This window comes from Xanthomonas sp. NCPPB 2866 (assembly GCF_041475745.2).
In the GTDB taxonomy this organism is placed as follows: Bacteria; Pseudomonadota; Gammaproteobacteria; order Xanthomonadales; family Xanthomonadaceae; genus Xanthomonas; species Xanthomonas arboricola.
The window spans coordinates 4,423,530-4,445,903 of the sequence record NZ_CM192975.1 but is presented as its reverse complement, the minus strand read 5'-3'; the positions used below and the strand labels follow the sequence as shown (position 1 = coordinate 4,445,903).

The 22,374-nt window shown below is 67.2% G+C and carries 21 protein-coding genes and 1 pseudogene; 8 read left to right on the top strand and 14 right to left on the bottom strand.

What is annotated here, in order from left to right; genetic code table 11:
* Nucleotides 1-637 precede the first annotated feature (637 nt).
* Nucleotides 638-2,290 (top strand): M28 family metallopeptidase, encoded by a 1,653-nt coding sequence (locus ACCQ04_RS18895; protein ID WP_046344905.1) that lies wholly within the window; start codon nt 638-640, stop codon nt 2,288-2,290.
* Between the two features lie 124 nt (nt 2,291-2,414).
* Here the strand turns inward: ACCQ04_RS18895 and ACCQ04_RS18890 are convergent, their stop codons facing one another.
* Entirely contained in the window at nt 2,415-2,831 is a 417-nt protein-coding gene (locus ACCQ04_RS18890) for a Rap1a/Tai family immunity protein (protein ID WP_046344903.1), read from the bottom strand.
* An 86-nt stretch (nt 2,832-2,917) separates the two neighbouring features.
* Between ACCQ04_RS18890 and yedA the strand changes: the two are divergent.
* Both yedA and rarD read left to right on the top strand, forming a co-directional pair.
* Nucleotides 2,918-3,813, top strand: a pseudogene (yedA, locus tag ACCQ04_RS18885) (drug/metabolite exporter YedA).
* Entirely contained in the window at nt 3,810-4,730 is a 921-nt protein-coding gene (gene rarD / locus ACCQ04_RS18880; RefSeq protein WP_226427940.1) for an EamA family transporter RarD, read from the top strand. The pseudogene yedA and the gene rarD overlap by 4 nt, the downstream one beginning before the upstream one ends.
* A 241-nt stretch (nt 4,731-4,971) precedes the next feature.
* Here rarD and ACCQ04_RS18875 read toward each other — a convergent pair whose 3' ends face one another.
* From ACCQ04_RS18875 to ACCQ04_RS18855, 5 genes are all read right to left on the bottom strand, one after another.
* Nucleotides 4,972-6,087 carry an alpha/beta fold hydrolase gene (locus ACCQ04_RS18875; protein WP_226427941.1) on the bottom strand — a complete coding sequence of 372 codons (1,116 nt, stop codon included), beginning with the start codon at nt 6,085-6,087 and terminating at the stop codon, nt 4,972-4,974.
* 178 nt (nt 6,088-6,265) lie between these two features.
* On the bottom strand, nt 6,266-7,585 hold the full coding sequence (locus tag ACCQ04_RS18870; protein WP_226427942.1) for an ABC transporter permease: 1,320 nt from the start codon (nt 7,583-7,585) through the stop codon (nt 6,266-6,268).
* Nucleotides 7,586-7,598: 13 nt separating this feature from the next.
* Nucleotides 7,599-8,759 carry an ABC transporter permease gene (locus ACCQ04_RS18865; protein ID WP_046344898.1) on the bottom strand — a complete coding sequence of 387 codons (1,161 nt, stop codon included), beginning with the start codon at nt 8,757-8,759 and terminating at the stop codon, nt 7,599-7,601.
* Nucleotides 8,760-8,771: 12 nt separating this feature from the next.
* Entirely contained in the window at nt 8,772-9,461 is a 690-nt protein-coding gene (locus tag ACCQ04_RS18860; RefSeq protein ID WP_024939051.1) for an ABC transporter ATP-binding protein, read from the bottom strand.
* A 381-nt stretch (nt 9,462-9,842) separates the two neighbouring features.
* A complete protein-coding gene (locus ACCQ04_RS18855; protein ID WP_226427943.1) occupies nt 9,843-11,087 on the bottom strand; it encodes an efflux RND transporter periplasmic adaptor subunit in 1,245 nt (414 codons plus the stop codon).
* 290 nt (nt 11,088-11,377) lie between these two features.
* Between ACCQ04_RS18855 and ACCQ04_RS18850 the strand changes: the two genes are divergently transcribed.
* The 3 genes from ACCQ04_RS18850 (at nt 11,378) to ACCQ04_RS18840 (ending at nt 14,217) form a co-directional block, all read left to right on the top strand.
* On the top strand, nt 11,378-12,565 hold the full coding sequence (locus ACCQ04_RS18850; protein WP_102584069.1) for a sensor histidine kinase: 1,188 nt from the start codon (nt 11,378-11,380) through the stop codon (nt 12,563-12,565).
* 91 nt (nt 12,566-12,656) lie between these two features.
* Nucleotides 12,657-13,259 carry a response regulator transcription factor gene (locus ACCQ04_RS18845; RefSeq protein WP_016902640.1) on the top strand — a complete coding sequence of 201 codons (603 nt, stop codon included), beginning with the start codon at nt 12,657-12,659 and terminating at the stop codon, nt 13,257-13,259.
* A gap of 169 nt (nt 13,260-13,428) precedes the next feature.
* Entirely contained in the window at nt 13,429-14,217 is a 789-nt protein-coding gene (locus ACCQ04_RS18840; protein ID WP_016902641.1) for a ThuA domain-containing protein, read from the top strand.
* 154 nt (nt 14,218-14,371) lie between these two features.
* Here the strand turns inward: ACCQ04_RS18840 and ACCQ04_RS18835 are convergent, their stop codons facing one another.
* Both ACCQ04_RS18835 and ACCQ04_RS18830 read right to left on the bottom strand, forming a co-directional pair.
* The gene (locus ACCQ04_RS18835; protein WP_016902642.1) at nt 14,372-14,914 is read right to left on the bottom strand and encodes a cytochrome b; all 543 of its coding nucleotides are present in this window, start codon (nt 14,912-14,914) and stop codon (nt 14,372-14,374) included.
* The gene (locus ACCQ04_RS18830; protein WP_046344889.1) at nt 14,911-16,008 is read right to left on the bottom strand and encodes a catalase family peroxidase; all 1,098 of its coding nucleotides are present in this window, start codon (nt 16,006-16,008) and stop codon (nt 14,911-14,913) included. Before ACCQ04_RS18830 ends, ACCQ04_RS18835 begins: the two co-directional genes overlap by 4 nt.
* A gap of 162 nt (nt 16,009-16,170) precedes the next feature.
* On the opposite strand from ACCQ04_RS18830, the gene ACCQ04_RS18825 reads away from it, so the two are divergent.
* On the top strand, nt 16,171-16,686 hold the full coding sequence (locus ACCQ04_RS18825; protein ID WP_046344888.1) for an RNA polymerase sigma factor: 516 nt from the start codon (nt 16,171-16,173) through the stop codon (nt 16,684-16,686).
* Nucleotides 16,683-17,438, top strand: coding sequence for an anti-sigma factor family protein (locus tag ACCQ04_RS18820; RefSeq protein ID WP_102251080.1), 756 nt, complete (start codon nt 16,683-16,685; stop codon nt 17,436-17,438). Before ACCQ04_RS18825 ends, ACCQ04_RS18820 begins: the two co-directional genes overlap by 4 nt.
* Nucleotides 17,439-17,494: 56 nt before the next feature.
* Here the strand turns inward: ACCQ04_RS18820 and ACCQ04_RS18815 are convergent, their stop codons facing one another.
* The 6 genes from ACCQ04_RS18815 to ACCQ04_RS18790 all read right to left on the bottom strand — a co-directional run bounded on the left by ACCQ04_RS18815 (nt 17,495) and on the right by ACCQ04_RS18790 (nt 22,282).
* Nucleotides 17,495-18,865, bottom strand: a complete 1,371-nt coding sequence (locus ACCQ04_RS18815) for a leucyl aminopeptidase family protein (protein ID WP_039524791.1) — start codon at nt 18,863-18,865, stop codon at nt 17,495-17,497.
* A gap of 43 nt (nt 18,866-18,908) precedes the next feature.
* Complete coding sequence (locus ACCQ04_RS18810) at nt 18,909-19,646, bottom strand: HAD family hydrolase (protein ID WP_226427944.1); 738 nt, start codon at nt 19,644-19,646, stop codon at nt 18,909-18,911.
* Nucleotides 19,647-19,756: 110 nt separating this feature from the next.
* Complete coding sequence (locus tag ACCQ04_RS18805; protein ID WP_024939693.1) at nt 19,757-20,863, bottom strand: AI-2E family transporter; 1,107 nt, start codon at nt 20,861-20,863, stop codon at nt 19,757-19,759.
* 184 nt (nt 20,864-21,047) lie between these two features.
* Nucleotides 21,048-21,431, bottom strand: a complete 384-nt coding sequence (locus ACCQ04_RS18800) for a hypothetical protein (RefSeq protein ID WP_226427945.1) — start codon at nt 21,429-21,431, stop codon at nt 21,048-21,050.
* A complete protein-coding gene (locus ACCQ04_RS18795; RefSeq protein WP_226427946.1) occupies nt 21,428-21,916 on the bottom strand; it encodes a phage holin family protein in 489 nt (162 codons plus the stop codon). Before ACCQ04_RS18795 ends, ACCQ04_RS18800 begins: the two co-directional genes overlap by 4 nt.
* A 3-nt stretch (nt 21,917-21,919) precedes the next feature.
* Nucleotides 21,920-22,282, bottom strand: coding sequence for a hypothetical protein (locus ACCQ04_RS18790; RefSeq protein ID WP_006450942.1), 363 nt, complete (start codon nt 22,280-22,282; stop codon nt 21,920-21,922).
* Nucleotides 22,283-22,374: the final 92 nt, after the last annotated feature.

Sequence of the window (22,374 nt, the reverse complement as noted above, 5' to 3'; positions counted from 1 at the left end):
TGCTTTTAAAAGCTTGTTGCTCGGCTAGCGGTAGTAGATGAGACGTTTTTAAGTTGCGTGTTGACACCTGCCTGCCGCTCGGCTCGCGATGGGAAGATGGTGAGGCGCTAATCGAACGAACAAGTGATCCGACCAGCGCAGGTCATGCACCGCTTGCAACCGTGCACACCGACCATCCCGACGGGTCCTTGTCCGCTCTCCGTCGCGGGACCTTACGCGGCATGGATGCCGCGTAAGAGCCTACATGGACGTACTTGCGGCGTGTCCCGCGATGGTGGGCGGGCAAGGGCCTTGCAGCCAAGCCGCAGATCCGCCGCCCTGCAACCGATCTATCCGCACTGCACAGGCTCCGGAAAACAATGCCAAAACAATCGAGACCTTGACCCGTAGCCGCGTCTAGGCGCGAAAGGAGTCCCGGTTCAAAAAGCCCAGTGAGTCGAAAGTGCGATGCCATCACCACGCGCATGACATTCCGTACACTCCCATGCAGCTCCGTGACAGCATCCATGCAGCCCAAGGGGCCTGCTAGAGAAAGAAGACATCGCGCCTGCCAACGCGGCTCAGAGCGCTCCCGTGGCGGCCGCGCGCTTGTAAACTGTGTGTCATCTATCTGTTGCAAGGCCATGCCGTGAATCCGATGCGCATCCTGTTGTTGTCCGCCTGCCTGTTCGTGGGGGGCGTGGCGCAGGCCGCCAACGATCTGCCCGGAGGCGGCATCGATGCCGAAGCGTTGTCGCGGCATGTGCGTCTGCTGGCCTCGGACGAGTTCGAGGGCCGTGCGCCGGCCAGTGCCGGCGAGCAGCGCACGGTCGATTACCTGGTCGAGCAGTTCAAGGCTGGCGGCCTGCAGCCGGGCGGCGAGCAGGGCGGTTGGACCCAGGCGGTGCCGTTGGTACGCGCCCAGGTCGATGGCCCGGTGCGCGCCAGCCTGCGTGTCGGCGGAAAGAGCCAGACGCTGGTCAATGGCAGCGATGTGACCCTGCAGAGCCTGCGTCCGCAGGACGCGGTGCGCTTGAAGCATGCACCGCTGGTGTTCGTGGGCTACGGCATCAGTGCGCCGGAGCGGCAGTGGGACGACTACAAGGGCGTGGACCTGCGCGGCAAGATCGCGGTGGTGCTGATCAACGATGCCGACTTCGAATCCAGCCAGCCTGGCGCCTTCGATGGCAAGGCGGTGACTTACTACGGCCGCTGGACCTACAAGTACGAAGAGGCCGCGCGTCGTGGTGCCGCCGGCGTGTTGATCGTGCACGAGACCGCGCCGGCCGCATACGGCTGGGCGACGGTGCAGAGTTCGGGCCTGTCGCCGTTGTTCGATATCGAACGCAGCGATGCCGATGCGAAGGCGCAGCATGTGCCGGTGCGTGGCTGGATGCAGCAGGCGTTGGCGGTGTCGCTGTTCCAGCGCGCCGGGCTGGATTTTGCGCAGGCCAAGCTGCGCGCGCAGCAGCGCGACTTCGCTCCGGTGGCGTTGGGCGATGCGACGCTGTCGGTGGACTTCAAGCTCAAGCGCGAGCGCGTGGTCACGCACAACGTGGTGGCCAAGCTCACTGGTAGCCAGCATCCGGACGAGACGGTGATCTTCTCCGCGCACTGGGATGCGTTCGGCGTGGGCAAGGCCGATGCCGGCGGCGACACGGTGCGGCGTGGCGCGGTGGACAACGCCACCGGCGTGGCCAGCGTGCTGGAACTGGCGCGCGTGTTCGCGGCCGGCCCCAAGCCGCAGCGCACGCTGTATTTCATCGCGTTGACGGCGGAAGAGAAGGGCCTGCTTGGCGCCAACTATTACGCCGCGCATCCGCTGGCGCCGCTGGACAAGACCGTGGCGGTGCTCAACATGGAGATGTTCAGCCCCGATGGCCCCACCCGCGATATCGCCTCGTGGGGACGTGGACGGGTATCGCTGGAAGGCGATCTGGAAACCGCGGCCAAGGCGCGCGGCCGCAGCTATTCGCCGGACCCGAATCTGGAAGCGGGCTTCTTCTACCGCGCCGACCATTTCGCCTTTGCGCGCATGGGCGTGCCGGCGATCACCGCCGGTCCCGGGCTGGACATGCTCGACGGCGGCGTGGCGGCCGGCAAGGCGCTGCGCGACAAGTATTTTGCCGAGTGCTATCACCAGCCCTGCGATCGCTGGACCCCGCAATGGGATGCCAGCGGCCACGCGGCCGACACCACCCTGGTCTACGACGTCGGCGTGGCGCTGGCCAACGGCCGGCAGTGGCCGAGCTGGCAGGACGGTTCGGAGTTCAAGGCGATCCGCGCCAGCAGCGACGCCGCGCGCAAGTAAGGCCGGTGGTGTGCAAACGCCTGCTGCTTTCGAGCCCGGGCGTCGGGCGATCGGCGAGGCGAACGTCAGTGCATCCGGCCATTGCGTGGCGGTTGGTCGAGCCGGCTTGCGGCGACCGCGCCGCCTATTTGCGGCACGGGTAGCGCTTGGCCAGCGCCTGCACGATCAACGCAGGTGCGGCTTCGTCCAGGCGCGCGTCGGGTAGCGCGCCGATATCGCTGATGATCGCCTGCATATCCGGCGGGCCGCTCTTGCCGGCCGGCATGCACCATTGCGTGCGGTAACTGCTGCTGGCGACGCCGAGCAGGTAAGCGCCGGCGCGGTTTGCCGAGAGCATGACCTTGAGCTCGGTTTGTTCGGGCGCGATCTCCGGCGCCAACGAACCGTCCAGCCCGGCCTCGAGGAGCTTGCGCCCGCTGGGCTCCCAGGGTTCGGGCACGCGTGCCAATGCGCTGGCCGATAGCACGGTCAGGGCGGCCAACATCAACCAGGGGACGCGACGCTGCATATGCACTCCGGGCCGGGGATCAATGCGCACCATACCGCGGCAGGCGCCCGAGAGGCGTACGACGTTGGCGTGGGCAGGTGATCTAGAATTGAAGCTTCCGCTGTATTTGGCAATCTTCGATGTCCTCTTCACACGATGCTGTGGCGCCTGCGCGCAGCGGCCTGGTCGTTGTCGCGTTGTTGCTGGTCTATGTGGTCTGGGGCTCGACCTATCTGGCGATCCGCTTTGCGTTGGAAGGCGGCGCGCTGCCGCTGACCATGGTGTCCGGGGCGCGCTTCATCGTGGCCGGCACGGTGCTGTATGCGGTACTGCGCTGGCGCGGGGTGGCTGCGCCGACGCGCGCGCAATGGAAGAACGTGGCGATGATGGGCGCGGCCCTGTTGCTGCTGGGCAACGGCATGGTGGTGCTGGCCGAGCGTAGCGTGTCGTCGGGCCTGGCCGCCACCTCGGTGGCATCGGTGCCGCTGTGGATGGCCTTGTTCGGCGCCTTGCGCGGGCAGCACGCCAGCCGTGGCGAATGGCTGGGTATCGTGATCGGCTTTCTGGGCGTGGTCTGGCTCAACGCCGGCAGCAGCCTGACCGCCACGCCGGGTGGGCTGGTGTTGCTGCTGATCGCGCCGATCGGCTGGGCCTTCGGCTCGGTGTGGTCGCGCGGACGCGACCTCCGTCGCCGTTCATGACTGCCGCCGGGCAGATGCTGTGCGGCGGCGTGTTGCTGGTCAGCACCGGCCTGCTGATCGGCGAGCGCCCACAGAGCCTGCCGACCTCGCAGGGGCTGCTGGCCGTGGCCTATCTGTGCGTGTTCGGCTCGATCGTGGCGTTTACCGCCTACGTGTGGCTGCTGCATCACGTGCGCCCGGCGTTGGCCGGCAGCTACGCCTACGTCAACCCGGTGATTGCGGTGGCGTTGGGTGCCTGGCTGGGGCATGAGCGTTTCAGCGCGCACGACATCGGCGCGATGGCGGTGATCCTGTCCGGCGTGCTGGTGGTGACCCTGGCCAAGGCGCGGCGATGACGGCGGTCTCGCCGACCGAGGCGCGTCGCGGGCTGTTGATCACCGCATCGACCTTCGTGATCTGGGGCCTGGTGCCGCTGTACTGGCACCTGCTCAAGGCGGTGCCGTCGCTGCAGATCATCGCGCACCGCATCGTCTGGAGCGCGCTGCTGGTGGTGGCGTGGTTGCTGGTCACCTCGGGCCTGCGCTGGTGGCGCGCCATCGCCGCGCAGCCGCGCGCGCTATGGATGCTGGCGGGCAGCAGCGTGGCGATTGCGTTCAACTGGGGCCTGTATATCTGGGCGATCAACGCCGGGCATGTGATCGAGGCCAGCCTGGGCTATTTCATCAATCCGCTGCTGAGCGTGTTGCTGGGCGTGCTGGTGTTGAAGGAACGCCTGCAGCGCATCCAGTGGGTGGCGGTGGTGTGTGCGGCGGCGGGCGTGCTGTGGCTGACCCTGGATGCCGGTGCGCCGCCGTGGATCGCGCTGGGGCTGGCGTTCTCGTTCGGTGCCTACGGCCTCCTGCGCAAGCTGGTGGCGGTGGATCCGGTGGCCGGGCTGGGCGTGGAAAGCGTGTATCTGTTCGTGCCGGCGCTGCTGCTGGCGGGCTGGGGCGAGCAGGGCCATGGCGGCGCCTTCCTGAGCGGCTGGGACCTGCGTACCGATCTGCTGCTGATCTTGGGCGGCGTGCTGACCGCAGTGCCGCTGATCGGGTTTGCGTATGGCGTGCGGCGGATTCCGCTGTCGCTGGTGGGCATCCTGCAATACATCGCGCCGAGCCTGCAGTTGCTGCTGGGCGTGTGGTTCTTCCACGAGCCGTTCGATCAGGGGCGCGCGATGGGATTTGCCGCGATCTGGGTGGGGCTGCTGCTGTTCGTCGGCGATAGCCTGTGGCGGCAGCGGCGGCAGCGGCGGCAGGTGGTGGTGACGCCTTAAGCATCGGCCGCTGCGCGATCCGGGCAATCGCGCAGTGGCTGCGTTGCGCGGTGGGCAGCAGCGCGGTGCGCGCTTCGACAGCCTGCCGTTGCGCAGCTCCTGCCTGGATTCAGGGCGAGCAACAGACGACTGCGTTCACCGCGGTGCGGGTGCAGTCATCGGCATGTCATTCAGACCCACCGTTTCGGAACGCGCGGTCCGCTCCCGCCTGACGACCGTTCGCGACCTTCGTCCACCGCTCTCAGCCGCGCGGCGCCAACGCCGGTGTCGCCACCGCCAGCGTGGAGGTCGGCAGTGCCTGCGGCGCGGGGCAGTGGCCTGGATCCTGTTGCGTCTGCGCCAGCCACTGGTCGATCGGCCCACCCAGCAGATCCAGCCGCAGCGGCAGGCTCAGATGGGTTTCGCCAGGCAGCTCGACGTAGTGCGCGCGCGGGCTGGCCAGCGCCAGCGCACGCCCATGCGCGACCGGGATGTGCTGATCGGCATCGCCATGCACCAGCAGCACGCAGCTGCGCGTGTCGGCCAAGGCCTGCGTGACATCGACGTGGTCCAGGTCCAGCTGCAGCTGGCGGTCGGCGGCGGCGATCACCGCATCGATATTCTGGTCGGCATAACGCCAGCGCGCATACGCGGCCACCGCCTGCCCACGCCAGCCATCCGGTTGGCTGGCGAGCAGGTGCGGGACCATGTCGCGAATGCCGCGCCCGGCGTTGGCGAAGGATTCCATCGCCACCACGCCGGTCACGCGCGGCCCGAGCTTGTCGGCGGTGAACAGCGCGGTGGCGGCGCCGTAGGAAATGCCGAACAGGTACAGCGGGCCACGGATCTCGCCACGCGGTTGCAGTGCATCGAGCACGTCGATGACGTCGTCGGATTCGCGCGTCCCGTAACCGGACGGGCCACCGCCGGAATGGCCATGGTTGCGCAGGTCGATGGTGATCACCCGGTAGCCGGCCTGCGCCAGCTCCAGCGACCAAGGCAGCAGCGAATCGCCATCCATCATCCAGCCATGCAGCAGCACCACGGTGCCGCGCGGCGTCGGCGGGGTCGTGGTGGGCACCTTGAAACTGAAATCGACATCCAGCGCATGTGCCGGATCGTGGCGCTGGCCGAGATAGCGGTAGTGCATGGCGTACTGGCCGGGGTCGATCGCGCGCCAGAAGATCGGCACCTGATCGCGCGTGACCACATGCCCGCTGCGGTTGGGCACCGTGGCGATGGTGGCGGCAATGCGCTCCTCATCCAGCAATGGCGAGGTGCCGCCGGGCGCGACCAGGCGCTCGCTGAGCGAGGTGGAGGACGAGGAACAGCCGGCCAGCCACAGGCAGGCGCAGGCCAGCAGAATCAGGCGCGTCATGGGCGAAGATCGATGGATGCAACGGCCGGGCAGCCTACGGCCTGCCCGACCCGCGCATCTACCGCAGTGCAGTGACAAAACGATGACAGCCCGCACTGCGTTCAGCCGCAGCAGCGCACTTGCTCCGCTTTGGCTGTCACCAATCCCACTCCTGATTCCCGGCGGGCCAAGGCCCGCGCTACACCTCACGCAAGGCAGTGGTGATCGGCAACCGCGCCGCCCGCAAGGCCGGGAACAGCCCGCCGACCAGGCCAATGCCCAGCGCCCATTTGAGCCCGCTCCACAACAGCTCCGGCGAGACCTTGAACTGGAACACGATCTGGCTGAAGTTGCTGCCCAGCGTGGACACGCTGTAGCCATTGAAGATGGCCCAGGCGATCAGGCCACCGAGCAAGCCGCCCAGCAACGCCAGCAGCATGGTCTCCAGCATCAGCGCCATGATCACCGGCGTGCCGCGGAAACCGATCGCCCGCATCGTGGCGATCTCTCGCGCGCGCGTGGCCACCGCCGCATACATGGTATTGAGCGCGCCGAACACCGCGCCCACCGCCATGATCGCGCCGATCACCGTGCCCAGGATGCTGATCAACCTGTTCAAGCCACCGCCCTGTTTGCCGTAGTAGGCACGGGTGGTTTCCACATCCAGTTTGAGCCGCGGATCGGCGGCCATGGCGGTCTTGAACTGGCTGAAACCGGCCTTGCCGGTGGTGCGCACGCTGATCGACTGGTAGGCGCTGCGGTTGTAGGTGGTGGCCAGCGTCTGCGCATCGGTCCACAGCTCCGAATCGTGCGCATCGCCGGAGGCGAACACGCCGACCACGGTCCATTGCTGGCTGCCGAGGGTGAGCGTCTTGCCCAGCTGCAGTCCGCGGAACTGAGTCAACGCGCCCTTGCCGACCACGATCTCGCGCAGGCCGGGGGTGAAGCGCCGTCCCTGCACCAGCCTGACCTTGTCGTGCACCGCCCAGGCCTGTTCGCCCACGCCACGCAGTTGCGCGTTGACGTCGGTGCCATCGGATCTGGAGGCGATGTTGACCACCTGCGAGAGCTCCGGCGACAGCAGCGGGCGGCCCCTGGCATCGGCGGCGATGCCGGGCAGGCTGCCGATCAGCGGCACCAGGTCGCGGGTGATCACCGAGTTGGTCTCGGCCTGCGAGCCGCCGCGCAGAACAATCGCGGTGGTGTCGTCGCCGGTGCTGTTGAGCGTGGCCTGAAACCCCTGACCCATCGCCAGCATTGCCACCAGCACGCCGACCACACCGGCGATGCCGACCACGATCACCGAGCTGGCACCCCAGCGTTGCGGCAGCGTGGCGATGCCGATACGTGCAGCGGCCAACGACAGCCGGCCGCTGCACGTGACAACCAGCCACACCGCCAGCAAGGCGGCGGCGACCAGCACGCCGATCCACGGCAGCGCGATCCACACGGCCAACCCGACGGCCAGCGACACGACCGACAGCAGATTGACCAGACGGTTCTTCCATTGGGTTTGCATTTGCCTGCTCCTGTCAGCGGCCGGCGAGGGCATCGACGATCTTCAAGCGCTGCGCGCGTCGCGCCGGCAGCACACCCACCACGATGCCGATGCCGGCCATCAGGCCCAGCCCGACCAACCAGGTCTGCAGTGGCACGCCCTGCACCGGCATCACCCCGCCGCTGCGTGCGGCCACCAGCGGGATCACCAGCGATGCCAGACCCATGCCGATCAACCCGCCCAGGCCGATCAACAGCACCGACTCCACCATCACCAGACTCAACACGGTGCGGTCCTGAAAGCCCAGCGTCTTGAGCGTGGCCAGCTCCGGTATGCGCTCGCGCACCGCCTGCGCCATGGTGTTGCCGGTCAGCAGCAGCAAGGTGAAGAACACCGCGGCCATGATCGAGGTGACGATCAGGCCGATATCGGCGAATTGCTTAATGAAGGCCTGCTGGAACGCCGATTCGGTCTGCGACTTGGTTTCATGATCGGAGTTGGCCGACAACGCGTCGATCGCCTGCGCCACACGCGAGGCCTGGTCGGCGTTGCGCAACGTCACCGTGTACCAGCTGACCCTGCTCTTGATGTAGTCGTTGGACTCGTCGAAGTATTTCCAGTTCATCATCAACTGGCGTTCCTGATTGGCCGCCACCGCGCGGTCCTTCATGCGGAAGATGCCCACCAGTTGCAGCGGCCAGTCGTTGCTGCCGCCACGCGGGAAGATGGTGGCCTGCAGCGGAATGGTGTCGCCGATTTTCCAGCCATTGGCCTTGGCCAGGGTCTCGCCGACGATGGCGCCGGTGCGCGTGGTCTGGAACGCCTTGAGCTGTTCCTTGGGCAGCTCGTACTCGCTGTAGACGTCGAAGAAATTGGGCGCTACCGAAAAGTTCGGGAAGAAATTCTTCGGGTCGCGGTAGATGCCGCCAAACCACATCGCCGAGGTCACATCGCGCACGCCCGGCACGCTGCGGATCTGCGGCTCCAGGCTGATCGGCAGCGATTGGGTGATCGACAGGCGCGAGGCCACCACCAGGCGGTTCACGCCGCTGACGCTGCCGCCGGAAGTGAAGGCCACGCGCACCGAATCGAGCATGCCGAACAGCAGGAACGCCGCCACCACCGACAGCAAGGTCAACAAGGTGCGGGTCTTGCTGCGGAACAACTGCGCCCACACCAGCCAGAGATACTTCATGGCAGCACTCCCTTAGAGCACGAGCGGCGCATCGGCCAGCTCGCCCTTGTCCAGATGGATGGTATGGGTGGCGTACTCGGCGGCCTTGGGGTCGTGGGTCACCATCACGATGGTCTTGCCGTGTTCGCGATTGAGTTCCTGCAGCAGGCGCAGGATCTCCTCGGCGTTATGGCGGTCCAGATCGCCGGTGGGTTCGTCGCAGATCAGGAAGGTGGGGTCGGACACGATCGCGCGTGCAATTGCCACGCGCTGCTGCTGGCCACCGGACAGTTCGCTGGGCTTGTGGTTGCGGCGTTCCTGCAGGCCGACCAGGGTCAGGGCAATTTCCGCATTGCGCTTGCGTTGCGCGGCGTTGAGCGCGGTGAGCAGCAACGGCAGCTCCACGTTCTTTTGCGCGGTGAGCATCGGCATCAGGTTGTAGAACTGGAACACGAAGCCGACGTGGTGACTGCGCCAGGTCGCGAGCTGGCCGCCGCTCATGCGGTCGATGCGCTCGCCCTGGATCTCGATCTCGCCACCGCTGGGGTTGTCCAGCCCGCCGATCAGATTGAGCAAGGTGGTCTTGCCCGAGCCGGACGGCCCCATCAACGCGACGAAGTCGCCGCTGGCGATCTCCAGGTCGATGCCGTGCAGCACCTGCACCTGCTCGGGGCCGCGTTGGTAGGTCTTGGTGATGTTGCGCAAGCTGACGAGAGCGGTCATGGCGACTCCTGGCGGTGCAATGGGAAGAGGCAAGCGCGATGCGGCATGGCGACCGCGATTGCATGAGGCGGCAACACGGCGATGCGGTGACGGTGAGGCGGCAAGACGGTGCGAGACTGGGTGACGACAGACGCAACTGCTGGGACATGCGCGGCGACGCATGGCGGCGACAAGCCAGGCGGCTAGGTCTGCACTGACCGATGACGCCGCTGGCTGTGGATCACCAACGCCGCTGTGATCCTTGCTATGTGGTTGCAGCGCCTTGCGCGATCGCAGCGCCATCCAGGTGCCACGACCGCATCAGCCATTGCCGCCACCGTGGGCGCCGCGCTCCCCGGAGCGGCGTCGCTGCCCAGCTGGTGACTGCAGTGACCGGCGCAGTCACTCGGCAGGGGTCGCGTCGGCTTCGGCCACCGTGTCGCCGTCTTTCAGGCCTTGCGGCGGATCCAGCACCACGCTGTCGCCCGCACTCAAACCCGACACCACCTGGCGGTCCTCGCCCATCACCATCCCGGGAGTGACTGTCTTCATGCTGACGGTGTTGCGCTCGCCGACCACGAACGCGACCGTGCGCGTGTCGCGTTCGACCAGTGCCGCAGCCGGCATGCGCACGCCCTGCGGCTTGCTGGCCTCCTGCGTATTGGCCCGCTCCAGAAAGCTCACCCGCACGCCCATTTCCGGCACGATGCGCGGGTCCTTGAGCTTGAGCGCCACGCGCACCTTCACCGTGGCCTTGCCGCGGTCGGCAGTGGGAATGATGGCGATCACCTCGCCGGGAATCTTCCATTCCGGGTACGCGTTGAGCACCGCTTCCACCGGCATCTTCGGCTGCACGCGGCCGATGTAGGACTCGCCCACTTCCACTTCGATCTCCAGCGACTCCATGTCCACGATGGTGCCGATGCCGGTGCGGGTGAAGCCGCCGCCGGCCGACAGCGGCGAGACGATTTCGCCGGGCTGCGCGGCCTTGGCGGTGACCACGCCGGCAAACGGCGCACGCACCACGTTGAAGTCCGAGCGGATTGCCGAGATCGCCAGCTGGTCCGATGCCACGCGCACATTGCGTTGCGCATTCTGCAGCTGTGCGCGCAAGGCATCGCGCTGTGCGGTGGCCTGCTCGTACTGCGAGCGCGACACCAGTTGCGCACCGACCAACGATTGCAGCCGCGCCGCATCGGCATTGGCCACTGCCAGTTGCGCCTGCATGTTGTCGACCTGGCTGCGTGCGGCCGACAGCTGCGATGCCGACAGCGTGCGCTGCGCATCGGCATCCAGCGGGTCCAGCGTGGCCATCACCTGGCCTTGTTCGACGCGCATGCCTTCTTCGATCATCACCTCGCGCACCTTGCCGGTGACCTGCGCCGACACCGTGGCCATGCGCCGCGCCACCACGTAGCCCGATGCGTCCAGCACCGAGGCACTGCTGCTGCCGGCGCTGATCGCCACCACCGCTGCGGTCTGTACCTTCGCCACCGGGCGGCGGGTGAACCACCACGCCGCGGCCGCCAGCAGCACGATGACGATCACGGCGGCGATGACCCAGCCGCCGCGCCGTGCAGGTTCGGGGGCGGCAGGGCGCTGGCGGTCGATGCGGAGTTGCTTGAGCAGATCGGCGGAAGTATTCATCGATGACCAGGACGGGATGCTGCGCGAAATGTGACCGGCCGCAGGCGGCGCCGCAAGCTGCCGGAAGTCACCAATGCGGTTGCGGCGACGAACGGTAGCGCGACCAACGCTGCTGCCAGGTGCTGCGCAGCATGCGACCGCGATGGCGGCATCCACCAGTGACAGCTGTCACCTGCCGTGCATGACAGCGGCAACTGGCCGCGCCCTTCAGGATGGGCGAGGCTGCAGCATCGGGCGCCCGGTCGGGCCCGGCAGTGGCAGAATCCGATCACTCACATGGACCCATCCCGATGCGCGTGTCGCTTCCCGCCTGGCTTCGCCCCGCCGCCAATTCGCAGGTTGCCGCGCGGCTGGCGCAGGGCCAGTCGCCGTGGATGGATGGTGTGCATCTGCTGTGGTCGAGCTGGGTGTTCGTGGTGCCGGTGTTTTCCTCGCGGGGGTACGACAGCACCTGGCTGCTGTGCACCCTGCTGTCGTATCCGGTCTTCCTGCTGCTGTATGCGCGCATGTTGCTGGCGCCGCGCGGCACCCTGTATCGCTATGCCTGGGCGATGGGTGTGCTCAGTGCCGCGTTGCTGCCGGTGTATCCCTCGGGAATCAGCTATTTCGTCTTCGCCTGCCTGAGCCTGCCCCCGTCCACACGGCAGGCCCTGTGGCGGCACTTCGCGATGCTGGTGGTGATGAACGTGCTCTACCTGGGCTGGGCGCACTGGCTGGGAATGCGCCTGCAATCGCTGGTGTGGCTGCCGGTGTCGGTGCTGGGCATGGCCGGTGTCGGTGCGGTGTACAGCATCAACGAACGCAAGGACGCGTTGCTGCGCCTATCGCAGGACGAAGTGCGCCGGCTGGCCGCCACCGCCGAGCGCGAACGCATCGGCCGCGACCTGCACGATCTGCTCGGCCACACCTTGTCGCTGGTGGCACTCAAGTCCGATCTGGCCGCGCGCCTGATCGCGCGCGATCCGCAGGCCGCGCGCAGCGAGATCGATGCGGTGGCGCAGATTTCGCGCGATGCCCTGGCGCAGGTGCGGCGCGCGGTCACCGGCATTCGCGCCGCCGGGCTGGTGGCCGAGCTGGCGTCGGCGCGCGTATTGCTGGAGATGGACGGCATCGTGCTGGAACACGCACTGGAAACGCTGGCCTTGCCGCCCGAACACGAAACCGCACTGGCACTGGTGGTGCGCGAAGCGGCCACCAATGTGCAACGGCATGCGCAGGCCAGGCGGATGCGCGTGAGCCTGCGCGCGCAGGGCGAGCAGGCGGTGCTGGACATCAGCGACGACGGGCGTGGCGGGGTGATCGTGCCCGGCAATGGCCTGGACGGCATGCGCACACGCCTGCACGGCCTGGGCGGCGCGCTGGAGGTGGAAGCACTGCCGCGTGGCATGCGCCTGCGCGCCAGCGTGCCGTTGCCACAGCCCACGCTGGCGACGGCGCAGCCGCCCTTGCCGGTGCCGCTGCTGCCACCGTCGCGCTGATCGCGCACACGTCCACCGCATTGCACGCAATGCACGGCGGGCCCAAGCGCTGCTATCGTGCGCCACCGTTGTCTGCATATGAGCGCGCGCGATGATCCGGGTGTTGTTGGCCGAAGACCAGGCGCTGCTGCGTGGCGCGTTGGTCGCCTTGCTTGGGCTGGAAGACGATATCGAGGTGGTCGGCAGCGCAGGCGATGGCGAAACTGCCTGGCGCGAGCTGCAACGCCTGCAGCCGGACGTGCTGATCACCGATATCGAAATGCCTGGCCTGACCGGTTTAGAGCTGGCCCAGCGCATCCAGCGTCAGGCACTGCCGCTGCGGGTGATGATCGTCACCACCTTCGCCCGCCCGGGATTTCTACGCCGCGCGCTGGATGCCGGTGTGGCGGCGTATCTGCTCAAGGACGCGCCGGCCGAACAACTGGTCGGCGCCCTGCGTCAGGTGCAGCGTGGCGGGCGGGTGATCGACCCGCAACTGGCGCTGGATGCCTGGGTCGAAGCCGATCCCTTGAGCGAACGCGAGCGCACGGTGTTGCGGCTGGCCGGCGAAGGCCGCTCGGCCAGCGAGATCGCGCAGCAGTTGCAGTTGTCGCATGGCACGGTGCGCAATTACCTGTCCGAATGCATTGGCAAGCTGGGCGTGGCCAATCGCATCGAAGCGTATCGGCTGGCGCGGCAGAAAGGCTGGCTGTGACGCAGTGACGCAGACGCGTTGCGCTGTCAGCGAGCGCAGCAATGGATGGCATGCTGCGCCGCGTATCTGTTGTGCATTGCCGCCTGCCGCTATTCCAAATGACGCGAAAAGCATGCCGCGCAGGCGCGGGTACACTGCCGGGCCAGAACGATCCCTGCGAGCGAACGGCATGAAATCCCTGTGGCTGTTGGGCCTGCTGATGGTGTGCGCATTCAACGCGTCTGCCGAGCAATTCAAGATCCTGGTGGCGGCGATTCCCAACCAGTATCACCACGACTATATCCCGGTCGCCAAGCCGCAATTCGAAGCGATGGCGCGCAAGCATTATGTCGAGTTGGTGTGGGCGTGGAATGCCAAGGCCTTCGATGGCGATCTATCGCAATACGCGGCGATCGTGCTGCTCAATACGCCGGCCACCGATCTGGATCCCACGCAGCGTGCGAACTTTCAGGCCTACGTGCGCAACGGCGGCGGCGTGGTGGCGGTGCACAAGGCGTTTGCGATCAAGCGCGGCGACTGGGAGTGGTACGACCATCTGATCGGCCGCTCGTTCCGCACCCATCCGTACATGCAGACCGCGATGGTCGACGTGGTGGACGCCAACTTCCCGGCCACTGCCGGCCTGCCCGCGCGCTGGGTGTGGACCGACGAATGGTACGAATACGATCCGCCGTACAGCGACGACCTGGTCACGCTGATGACGGTCGACGAAACCAGCTACGACCCCACGCTGATCTGGCCGGGCCAGGTCGCCAAGGGCATGGGCAAGCAGCATCCGGTGGCCTGGTACCACCACTTCGAAGGCGGCCGCGTGTTCGCCACCGCGCTCGGCCACCTGGCCGAGGCCTACAACGACCCACGTTATCTTGAGCATCTGTACGGCGGGATTTACTGGGCCGCCACCGGCAAGGGCATCGAAGCATCCGCGCCAGCGGCCAAGACAAAACGCCAGCGTTAAATCCTAGCCCCTCTCCCGCCGGGAGAGGGGTGAGGGTGAGGGTGCGCGGCAACGCCACTCCAGATGGCGGTCAACCCGATGCTTCGCCCGTACCCACATCCGCCCCTGCGGGGGCACCTTCTCCCGGCGGGAGAAGGGAGCCGACACCCATCCATCAACGCGCAGAGCGCTCGCCACGCGCCATGCTGGAAAACACGCCATCGCGGCGCACCCAGGCATGGAACAGCGCCGCGCTCAGATGCCCCAGCACGGTGGCGAACAACAGGTACGCCAACCAGCCATGCGCGCTCCGCAACCAGGCGTACAGCGCAGGATCGTGCGGCGCGATCGCCGGCAGGTTCGCGCCCGGCCACAGCACGATCGGATAAGCGCCGGCCGACAGCATCGCCCAGCCGATCAACGGCATGCCCAGCATCAGCGCATACAACAACCAGTGCGAAGCGGTCGCCGCGGCCTTCTGCCAGGCCGGCAGGTCGGCCGGCAGCGGCGGCGGGCGGTTGCGCAGGCGATTGATCAGGCGCAGCACCGCAAGGATCAGGATCGCGATGCCCAAGGGGCGATGCAGATCGATCAACCACGGCCGCTGCGTCACCGAGGCCACCATGCCCACGCCGACAAACAGCATGGTCAGGATCATCGCGGCCATCAACCAGTGCAGCACGCGTGCGGGCAGATTGAAGTGGGTATGGCTGCTCATTGGCGTGCTCCCTGGCCGGTGGCGGCGCTGCCTGTGCCATTGGCGATCTCATGCTCGCGCCGGTTGAACGATTGCGAATACACCGACGAGCGCGCCGCCAGGATCGGGTCGTTGGATCCGGCAATGCCCTTGGGCAGGATCAGCGGGTCGTAATTCAGGTCGCGGCACGGGCCGGTGGCCTGCGGCTCGGCATGGTCGATCGATACCGTGCCGGCGACGATCTGCTTGCGGCTTTCCGGCCATGGCTGCGAGGGATCGTCCACCGCATCGCCCGGCTCGGCCACGGTCAGCACCAGGTCCCAACGCAGCGGCCCCTGCGCCAGGCGCGTGTCCAGATCGGTGGCGAGAAAATCGCCATCGGCCTGCGCGCGCTGTTCGGCGCTGAGCTCCTGGAACGGGGTATGCGGACGCATCGACCAGCGGATGTAGCGCTCGCGTCCATCGGCGGCAATCGCGCGGAACGCATTCACCCCGTTGTATTGCGTATTGGCCCAGCTGTTGGACCACGGTGCGGTCTTGGCCCACTGCTGGAACTTGGCTGCTTCCGGATACTGCTTGCCGAACGCTGCCAGCTTGGCCGGGTCTGGCTTGCCGGTAGCCGGGTCCGGCCGCGATGCCACGTTCAATGCCTGGAAACCGGCCGGCGTGGCCACCACGAAGAACGGAAAACTATTCATCGCGGTGCGCCATTCCTGCCCGTCGTCGCTGCGCAACAGCAATGCCATGCTGCGTACGCGTGCCGCACCATCGGCGCCATGCGGGTCGCCGCCGCCGATCGACAGGCGCCCGAGCACCGGCGTACTGGCCTGGCTGAAGATGCGTGCCGACGACAGCCAGGTGGCCTTGCCGCTGGCCTTGAAGTCCCCGCTCACACACACGCCCTTGGTATGTGCGCGGCGAAAGCCCGGATGCGGCGGCCCGCTGGCCTCGATGGTGTCGGTCATGCGCGCGGCGGTCAGCCGGTCGCCACCGATCCAGCCGGCGGTCCAGGCGAACGCAACCGCCAGGCCGCCGGCAATCGCAGCGATCCCCAGCAAGGGCGCCACGCGAACGCGTCCATGCTGTGGCGGTGGGGAAGGAGGTGGCAAGGTCATGGCTGGCTCCAGGGGTCGGTGCGGTGAGTGGTCGATGCAGTGAGACGACGTGCAGGCCGGCTTATTCCCGTGATCGCCCAGGCGTTGTGGCACGCGCATCGAACGTGGGAATAGTCCACGTTCCAGCGCGTCTACTGTGTGATGCCACCACCAAACCTGCCGATGGATGCTTTGGACGATGACCAACTGCGTGCCGTGCTGCCGGCGCTGCGTCGCTTCGCGCGCTCGCTGAGCGGCGAGCCCGCCAGCGCCGACGACCTGGTGCAGGCCACGCTGGAACGTGCGCTGCGGCGTTGGCGCACCCGCCATACCGCTGAGGCCCTGCAGCCGTGGCTGTTCGCCATCCTGTACCGGCAGTTTCTGGACGGGCAGCGCCGCGCCGCGCGCTGGCAGCGCGTGGTGGGCCTGTTCGCACCGCAGCAGCCCAGCCAGTCCGCATCGGCCGAGCAGGTGCACGACGGCCGCGCCATGCTGGCCAGCCTGGCGTTGCTGCCGCCGGAACAGCGCGCCTTGCTGCTCCTGGTCAGCGTGGAGGGTTTCAGTTACCGCGAGGTGGCCGACACCCTCGGCATCCCGATCGGCACGGTGATGTCGCGGCTGTCGCGTGCGCGCGAACGCCTGCGTGCATTGAACGAAGGCCACATGCGCCACGCACCTGCATTGAGGATCCTGAAATGACCAGCACTCCGCCGCCTGACGAACACGCACTGCACGCCTATGTCGATGGCCGGCTGGAGCCGGCGCAACGCGCAGCGGTGGCCGCCTGGTTGCAGGCGCACCCGGCGCAGGCCGCGCGCGTGGCCGGCTGGAAACGCGATGCCGAAGCGCTGCGCGCCGCGCACGCCGGCCTGGAGCCGGAGATGGCCACGCTGGCGCTGACGCCTGCAGCGATTCGCCGTGGCCTGCAGCAACGCCGCCGGACCCTGGTGGCCATGGCCGCCAGTTGCGTGCTGGCGCTGGGCCTGGGCACCGGGCTGGGCTGGCAGTTGCGCGAGAGCCGGCTCGCCATTCAGCGCGTGCCGATGGCTGATGCAGTGGCCGCCTACCGCCTGTTTGCCGATGTCGACGCGCATCCGGGCGTTGCGTTGGAGGTGCAGCGCCGTACGGAATTGGAGCCGTGGTTGCGCACGCATTTCGGCAATGCCGGTGTGGTGCCGGATCTGCGTGCGCAGGGCTATGTGCTGCGCGGCGGGCAGTTGCTTTCCACACCGGAAGGCGCGGCAGCGATGCTGGTCTACAGCGATGCCGACGGCGCGCGTATCGGCCTGTATCTGCGTCCACGCAGCGGGCCGATGCCCACCGGCGAACGGCGCGATGGCCGTCTACTGGCGCAGTACTGGGCCGAAGGCGAGACCGCGTTTGCGCTGGTCGGCCCGGCGACGCAGACACGCATGCGCACGATCGCGCCGTTGCTGCGCAGCCAGGGATGACCGGCGCGACTTGAGGCGCGTGTTGATGCCCCGCACGCGTTGCGTGCGCGGCGAGCTCAGCCGCCGTAGCGTTGCTGAAGCATCGCAAAGGCCGAGCGCAGCGCCAGCGCCTCGCCGCCCGCCGGGCGGCCGGGGCGGTCGCTGTCGTTCCAGGCATACACGTCCAGATGCGCCCACAGCTGGCCCGGCGCGACAAAGCGCTCCAGGTACAGCGCAGCGGTGACCGCGCCGGCCATGCGCGAGCCGGCGTTGGCCATGTCGGCGACATGGCTGTTGAGGTAACGCAGATACGGGCGCCATAGCGGCATGCGCCAGACCGGGTCGCGGGTCTGCTCGCCGGCACGCAGCCAGGCCTGCGCCAGCGCATCGTCGTTGGCGAACAGCGCGGGCAGGTCCGGCCCCAAGGCGATGCGTGCGGCACCGGTGAGCGTTGCGAAATCCAGGATCAGATCGGGGCGCTGCTCGGTGGCGTAGCTCAGCGCATCGCACAGCACCAGGCGGCCTTCGGCATCGGTGTTGTCCACTTCCACCGTGACGCCGGCGCGGGTGGTGATGACTTCGCCCGGGCGGAACGCATCCGGGCCGACGGCGTTTTCCACCGCGGCAATCAACAGGGTCAGTCGTACCGGCAGCTGCTGCGCCATCACCAGGCCGGCCAGCGCCAAGGCATGCGCCGCGCCGCCCATATCCTTCTTCATGTTGCGCATGCCATCGGCCGGCTTCAGATCCAGCCCGCCGGTGTCAAAGCACACGCCCTTGCCAACCAGCACCAGATGCGGATGCGCCGCATCGCCCCATTGCAGCTGGATCAGCCGCGGCGCCCGGTGCGAGGCACGCCCGACCGCGTGGATGGTGGGGAAGTTCTGCGCCAGCAATTGCTCGCCGACGATGGCATCGACCTGGGCGCCATGCGTTTGCGCCAGTGCGCGCGTGGCCTCTTCCAGATGCTGCGGGCCCATGTCCTCGGTCGGCGTATTGACCCAGTCGCGCACGCGGATGCAGGCCTCGATCAAGGCGCGCGTCTGCGGTGTCGGCGTAGCGGCAAGTTCGGCCGGTGCGCGCGGTACCTTGCGGTAGCGCGAGAAGCGGTACGCACCCAGGCCCCAGCCCAGGTGCAGCAGCGCCTGCTCGCTCTCGCTCAGCGTGTTGGCCAGGGTCCAGCGGCTGGCCGGCGGCAGCGCCATCGGTGCATGCGCGTAGGCGTAGGCATCGGCGCGGTCGCCGATGCCCAGCACCGCGCCGGCCAGCCCCTGTTCGCCCGGCAACAACAGCACGCTGCCTGGCGCGGCATCGAACCGTTGCGCCTGTGCCCACGACAGCACGTGCGTGGGCTGCTCGGCGCACCAACGTGCAAAGCCTTCGCGGTCGAGCACATGCAGCGGCAAGGCTGCGGCGTTGGGATCGATGAAACCGGTGAGCTGCGACATGGAAATCCTCGGAGGCGGCGCCATGCGCCGAGCAAAAAGTGGCTCAGGCGGGAAGGCGGATGCCGGCGTGTGCGGGGTCGGGGTGCGGCTGCTGCGCGTCCAGCCAGTCGGCCAGCCCGGTCATGGAGTCGAACTCCAGATCCGGTTGCTGGGTCGGGTGCGACCACGGCGCTCCATCACGGTTGATCCAGCAGGCGCGCAGCCCGGCATCCAGCGCGCCCAGCACGTCCATGCGCACGTGGTCGCCCACATGCAGCACCTGCGCCGGCGGCACCTCCAGCCGCGCGCATGCGGCCAGGAAGATGCTCGGATCCGGCTTGGCGCTGCCGTGCTCGCGCGAGCCCAGCTGAAACGCGAAGTGATGCATCAGCCCGATGCGTTGCAGATCGGCATTGCCATTGCTGAGCGCCGCCACCGGCACATGCGCGGCGATACGCGCCAGCGCGTCCAGCGCATCCGGGTAGCACTCCACCTGGTTGCGCGCGGCGTAGAAGACGTCGTACGCAGGCTCCAGCAAGGCCAGGTCGCCGCCGCTCTCGCGCAGCGCCATTTCCAGCGTCAACCGCCGCAGCGCGCTGAGGTCATGATGCAGGTGCGGGTTGTCGGCAAAGCTGCGCTCGCGCAGTTCGCGCATTGCCTCCACCGGAAACCGCTCGGCGGTGACCGGGCTGTGCTCGCGCATCCAGTCGTACAACACCTGGTCGATCCGCGCCCCGATCGGCGCAAAGGGCCACAACGTATCGTCGAGGTCGAGAGTGATGGCGCTGATGTGGAAGCTCATCGCCAGATTTTACGGTCTTGCGTTGGGATTGGGGAATCGGGATTGGGGATTGGCAACGGCAACTGCGCGGTTGCGTTTACCAATCCCCAATGCCGAATCCCCAATCCCGGCTACTCCAGCAGCCGCGCCCAACGCTGCATTCCCTCTACCCGGCTCAGCACCATCTTGATGCAGACCAGCAGCGGTACCGCCAGCAGCAGGCCGACCATGCCCCATAGCCAGCCGAACAGCATCAGCGCCAGGATCAGCATCAGCGGCGAGATCGCCATGCGGCGGCCAAGCACGATCGGTGTGACCACCTGGCCTTCGATGGTGTGCAGCGCCAGGTACAGGATCGCCGGCAGCATCGCCGACAAGGTAGTGCGGAATTCCACAAAGCCCATCAGCAGCATCAGCATCACACCGATCAACGGGCCCACATACGGCGCGAAGTTGAGCAGCGCCACCACCGTGCCCCACAGCAGCGCTTCGGGCAGCGGAATCTTGAGCACATACAGAATGCCGGCGAAGACCAGCCCGACCAGCGTATTGATCACGCTGATGGTGAGCACGTAGCGCGAGACCTCGCGCTCGATGTCCAGCATGATTTCGGTGGTGAAGCGTTGCTGCTGTCGGTTGGGCAGCAAGGCGATCGCATGCCGTTGCAGGCTTTCGCCGTAGACCATGAAGAAGAACGTCAGCAGCACCACCGCAAGCACCGAGGCGGCCAGCTTGGGCGTGCGCACCAGCGCCTTGTAGGGGTCGTCCATCTGCGTGCGCACGATCTGCACGCTGCGCTGGCCATCGCCGCCGGCCGCGCGTGCAAAGTTTTCCGCGGCCTGGTTGGCCTGCATCACCGGCTTGGTGAAATCGCGCACGTCGCGCGCGATCTGGCGCATCTGCCGGGGCGCCTGCTGCACCCATTCGGCGGCCGGCCCGGCCAGCTGCGCGGCCAGTGTCACGGTACCGGCCAGGCCCAGGCACAACACCATCAAGGCGCCGAGAAAGCGCGGGATGTACAGCTTGCGCAGACCGCGCAGGATGGGGTTGCCGATCAAGGCAAAGAAGGCGGCTAGCATCACCGGCAGGATGATCGTCTGTGCAGCCCACAGCGTATAACCCACCGCAAGCGTGGCCAGCACCACCAACGAGACCGGTGCGCGTGGGCGTGGTGCCGGTGGCGGCGGGAGTGAATCTGCCGCAGCGGCAGCATCCATAGAATCGACGGGAAGAGTCATGCGCGCCCTGGCAGCAGACTGGCGTGCTGCCAGCGGTGGGCCATTATCAGCCGAACGCGTCAACGCAGCGCACAGAGGGTGTGCGCGTAACGTCAGTCCTTAACAGCATCGGTGGCGGGCTCTGCCGCGCAGCGGGCGGCGGATACCCGCAGCGTGATCCCGAGCGGTGCTCGGGAACCCGCCATTACGCGGCGCGATCGATTGGCGACTGCACCACCGTCACCGGTGGATCGGCAGCGACCTCTTCTGCACTGTCTGCGGCACGTTCGGCCTGCTCGGAGGCTTCCTGCGCACGGTGTGCGGTGAACAGCGCAGAGATCGTGCTGATCATCTGCAGAATCTTCGGGATACCGCCGAGCTTGCTGGCGATGCTGCCCAATGCCGCCTGCGGTTCGTTGCGGCCGGTGACAAACCCCAGGCCGAAACCAACCACCATGATTCGCAGCGGAGACCACCCGGCACGCCAGGTGTCACGCAATTGTCCCCAATGCAGGCGTGTTTCCTGGGCGCGCCCTTCCACCAGGAATTCGGCGCGTTCCACGCGCTGACGCAAGGTGCCGAACTTCATGTGCGTGCTCCATTGGCAGCCGATGCATTGGCATCGTCGTCGTCGCTGCTGTCATCGAAGATGCCCAGCTTGACCAGCTGACGACGTGTTGCATTCAGGCCGGTGTGGTCGAAGTAGAAGAACACCCGCCACGCCGCAATGCCGGTGACCAGCAAGCTGGCCAACGCGGTGAAAAACATCGCCTGGAACCACGACAGGCCGGCGCGTTGCAGCAGCGCGATGATCGCACCTGCCAACAATAACCACGACGACGCGCCAAAGACCACGGCAACGCATGCCCAGGCCAGTCCGCGCCCGAAGGCACTGCGTGCAAGTTGCAAATCGGCCGATACCAGCCGGCGCAACGCGCGGCTGGTGTCCTTGGCCGAGCCCAGCGTTGCGCGGCCGGCTGCGCCGACCGCACGTACGCTTTCGTCCAGTCCTGGCGTTTCCGGACGCGCGTCGGGCGCGTCGGAGCCGGCAGCTGTAGAGGCCTGATCGCTCACGGCTTAGTTGTCGTTGCTGCGTGCCAGCTTGGCAATGATCCAGCCGGTCGCAAACGCAACACCGAACGCAGCCAGCGGGCGCTCACGAATCAGATCGGTGGCGCTTTCCAGCAGGTCGTTGCCCTTGCTGACCAGCACGTCGAGCTGTTCCTTGGCAGCGGCGCCGCCGAACTCGGCAGCAGCCATGCCGGCCAGTGCGGTATCGGAAAGCTCAGCCTTGACGTTGGCGCGACCGAGCTTGAGCTCATCGCCTGCAGCGCTGGTGGCGCCCTTGACGGCCTCGCCTGCGGCGCTGGCGGCAGACTTCAGGTGGGTGCTGGCTTCGCTCAGATTTTCTTTCAGCTGGTCGGTATTGGTGGGGCTCATGCGATATCTCCTTCGGTCATTGATGGCAGCCGCGACAGCATGCGGGCGTGGTGCAGCAATAGCATCGCTACGGTGTAGGAGGTGTTAGTGCG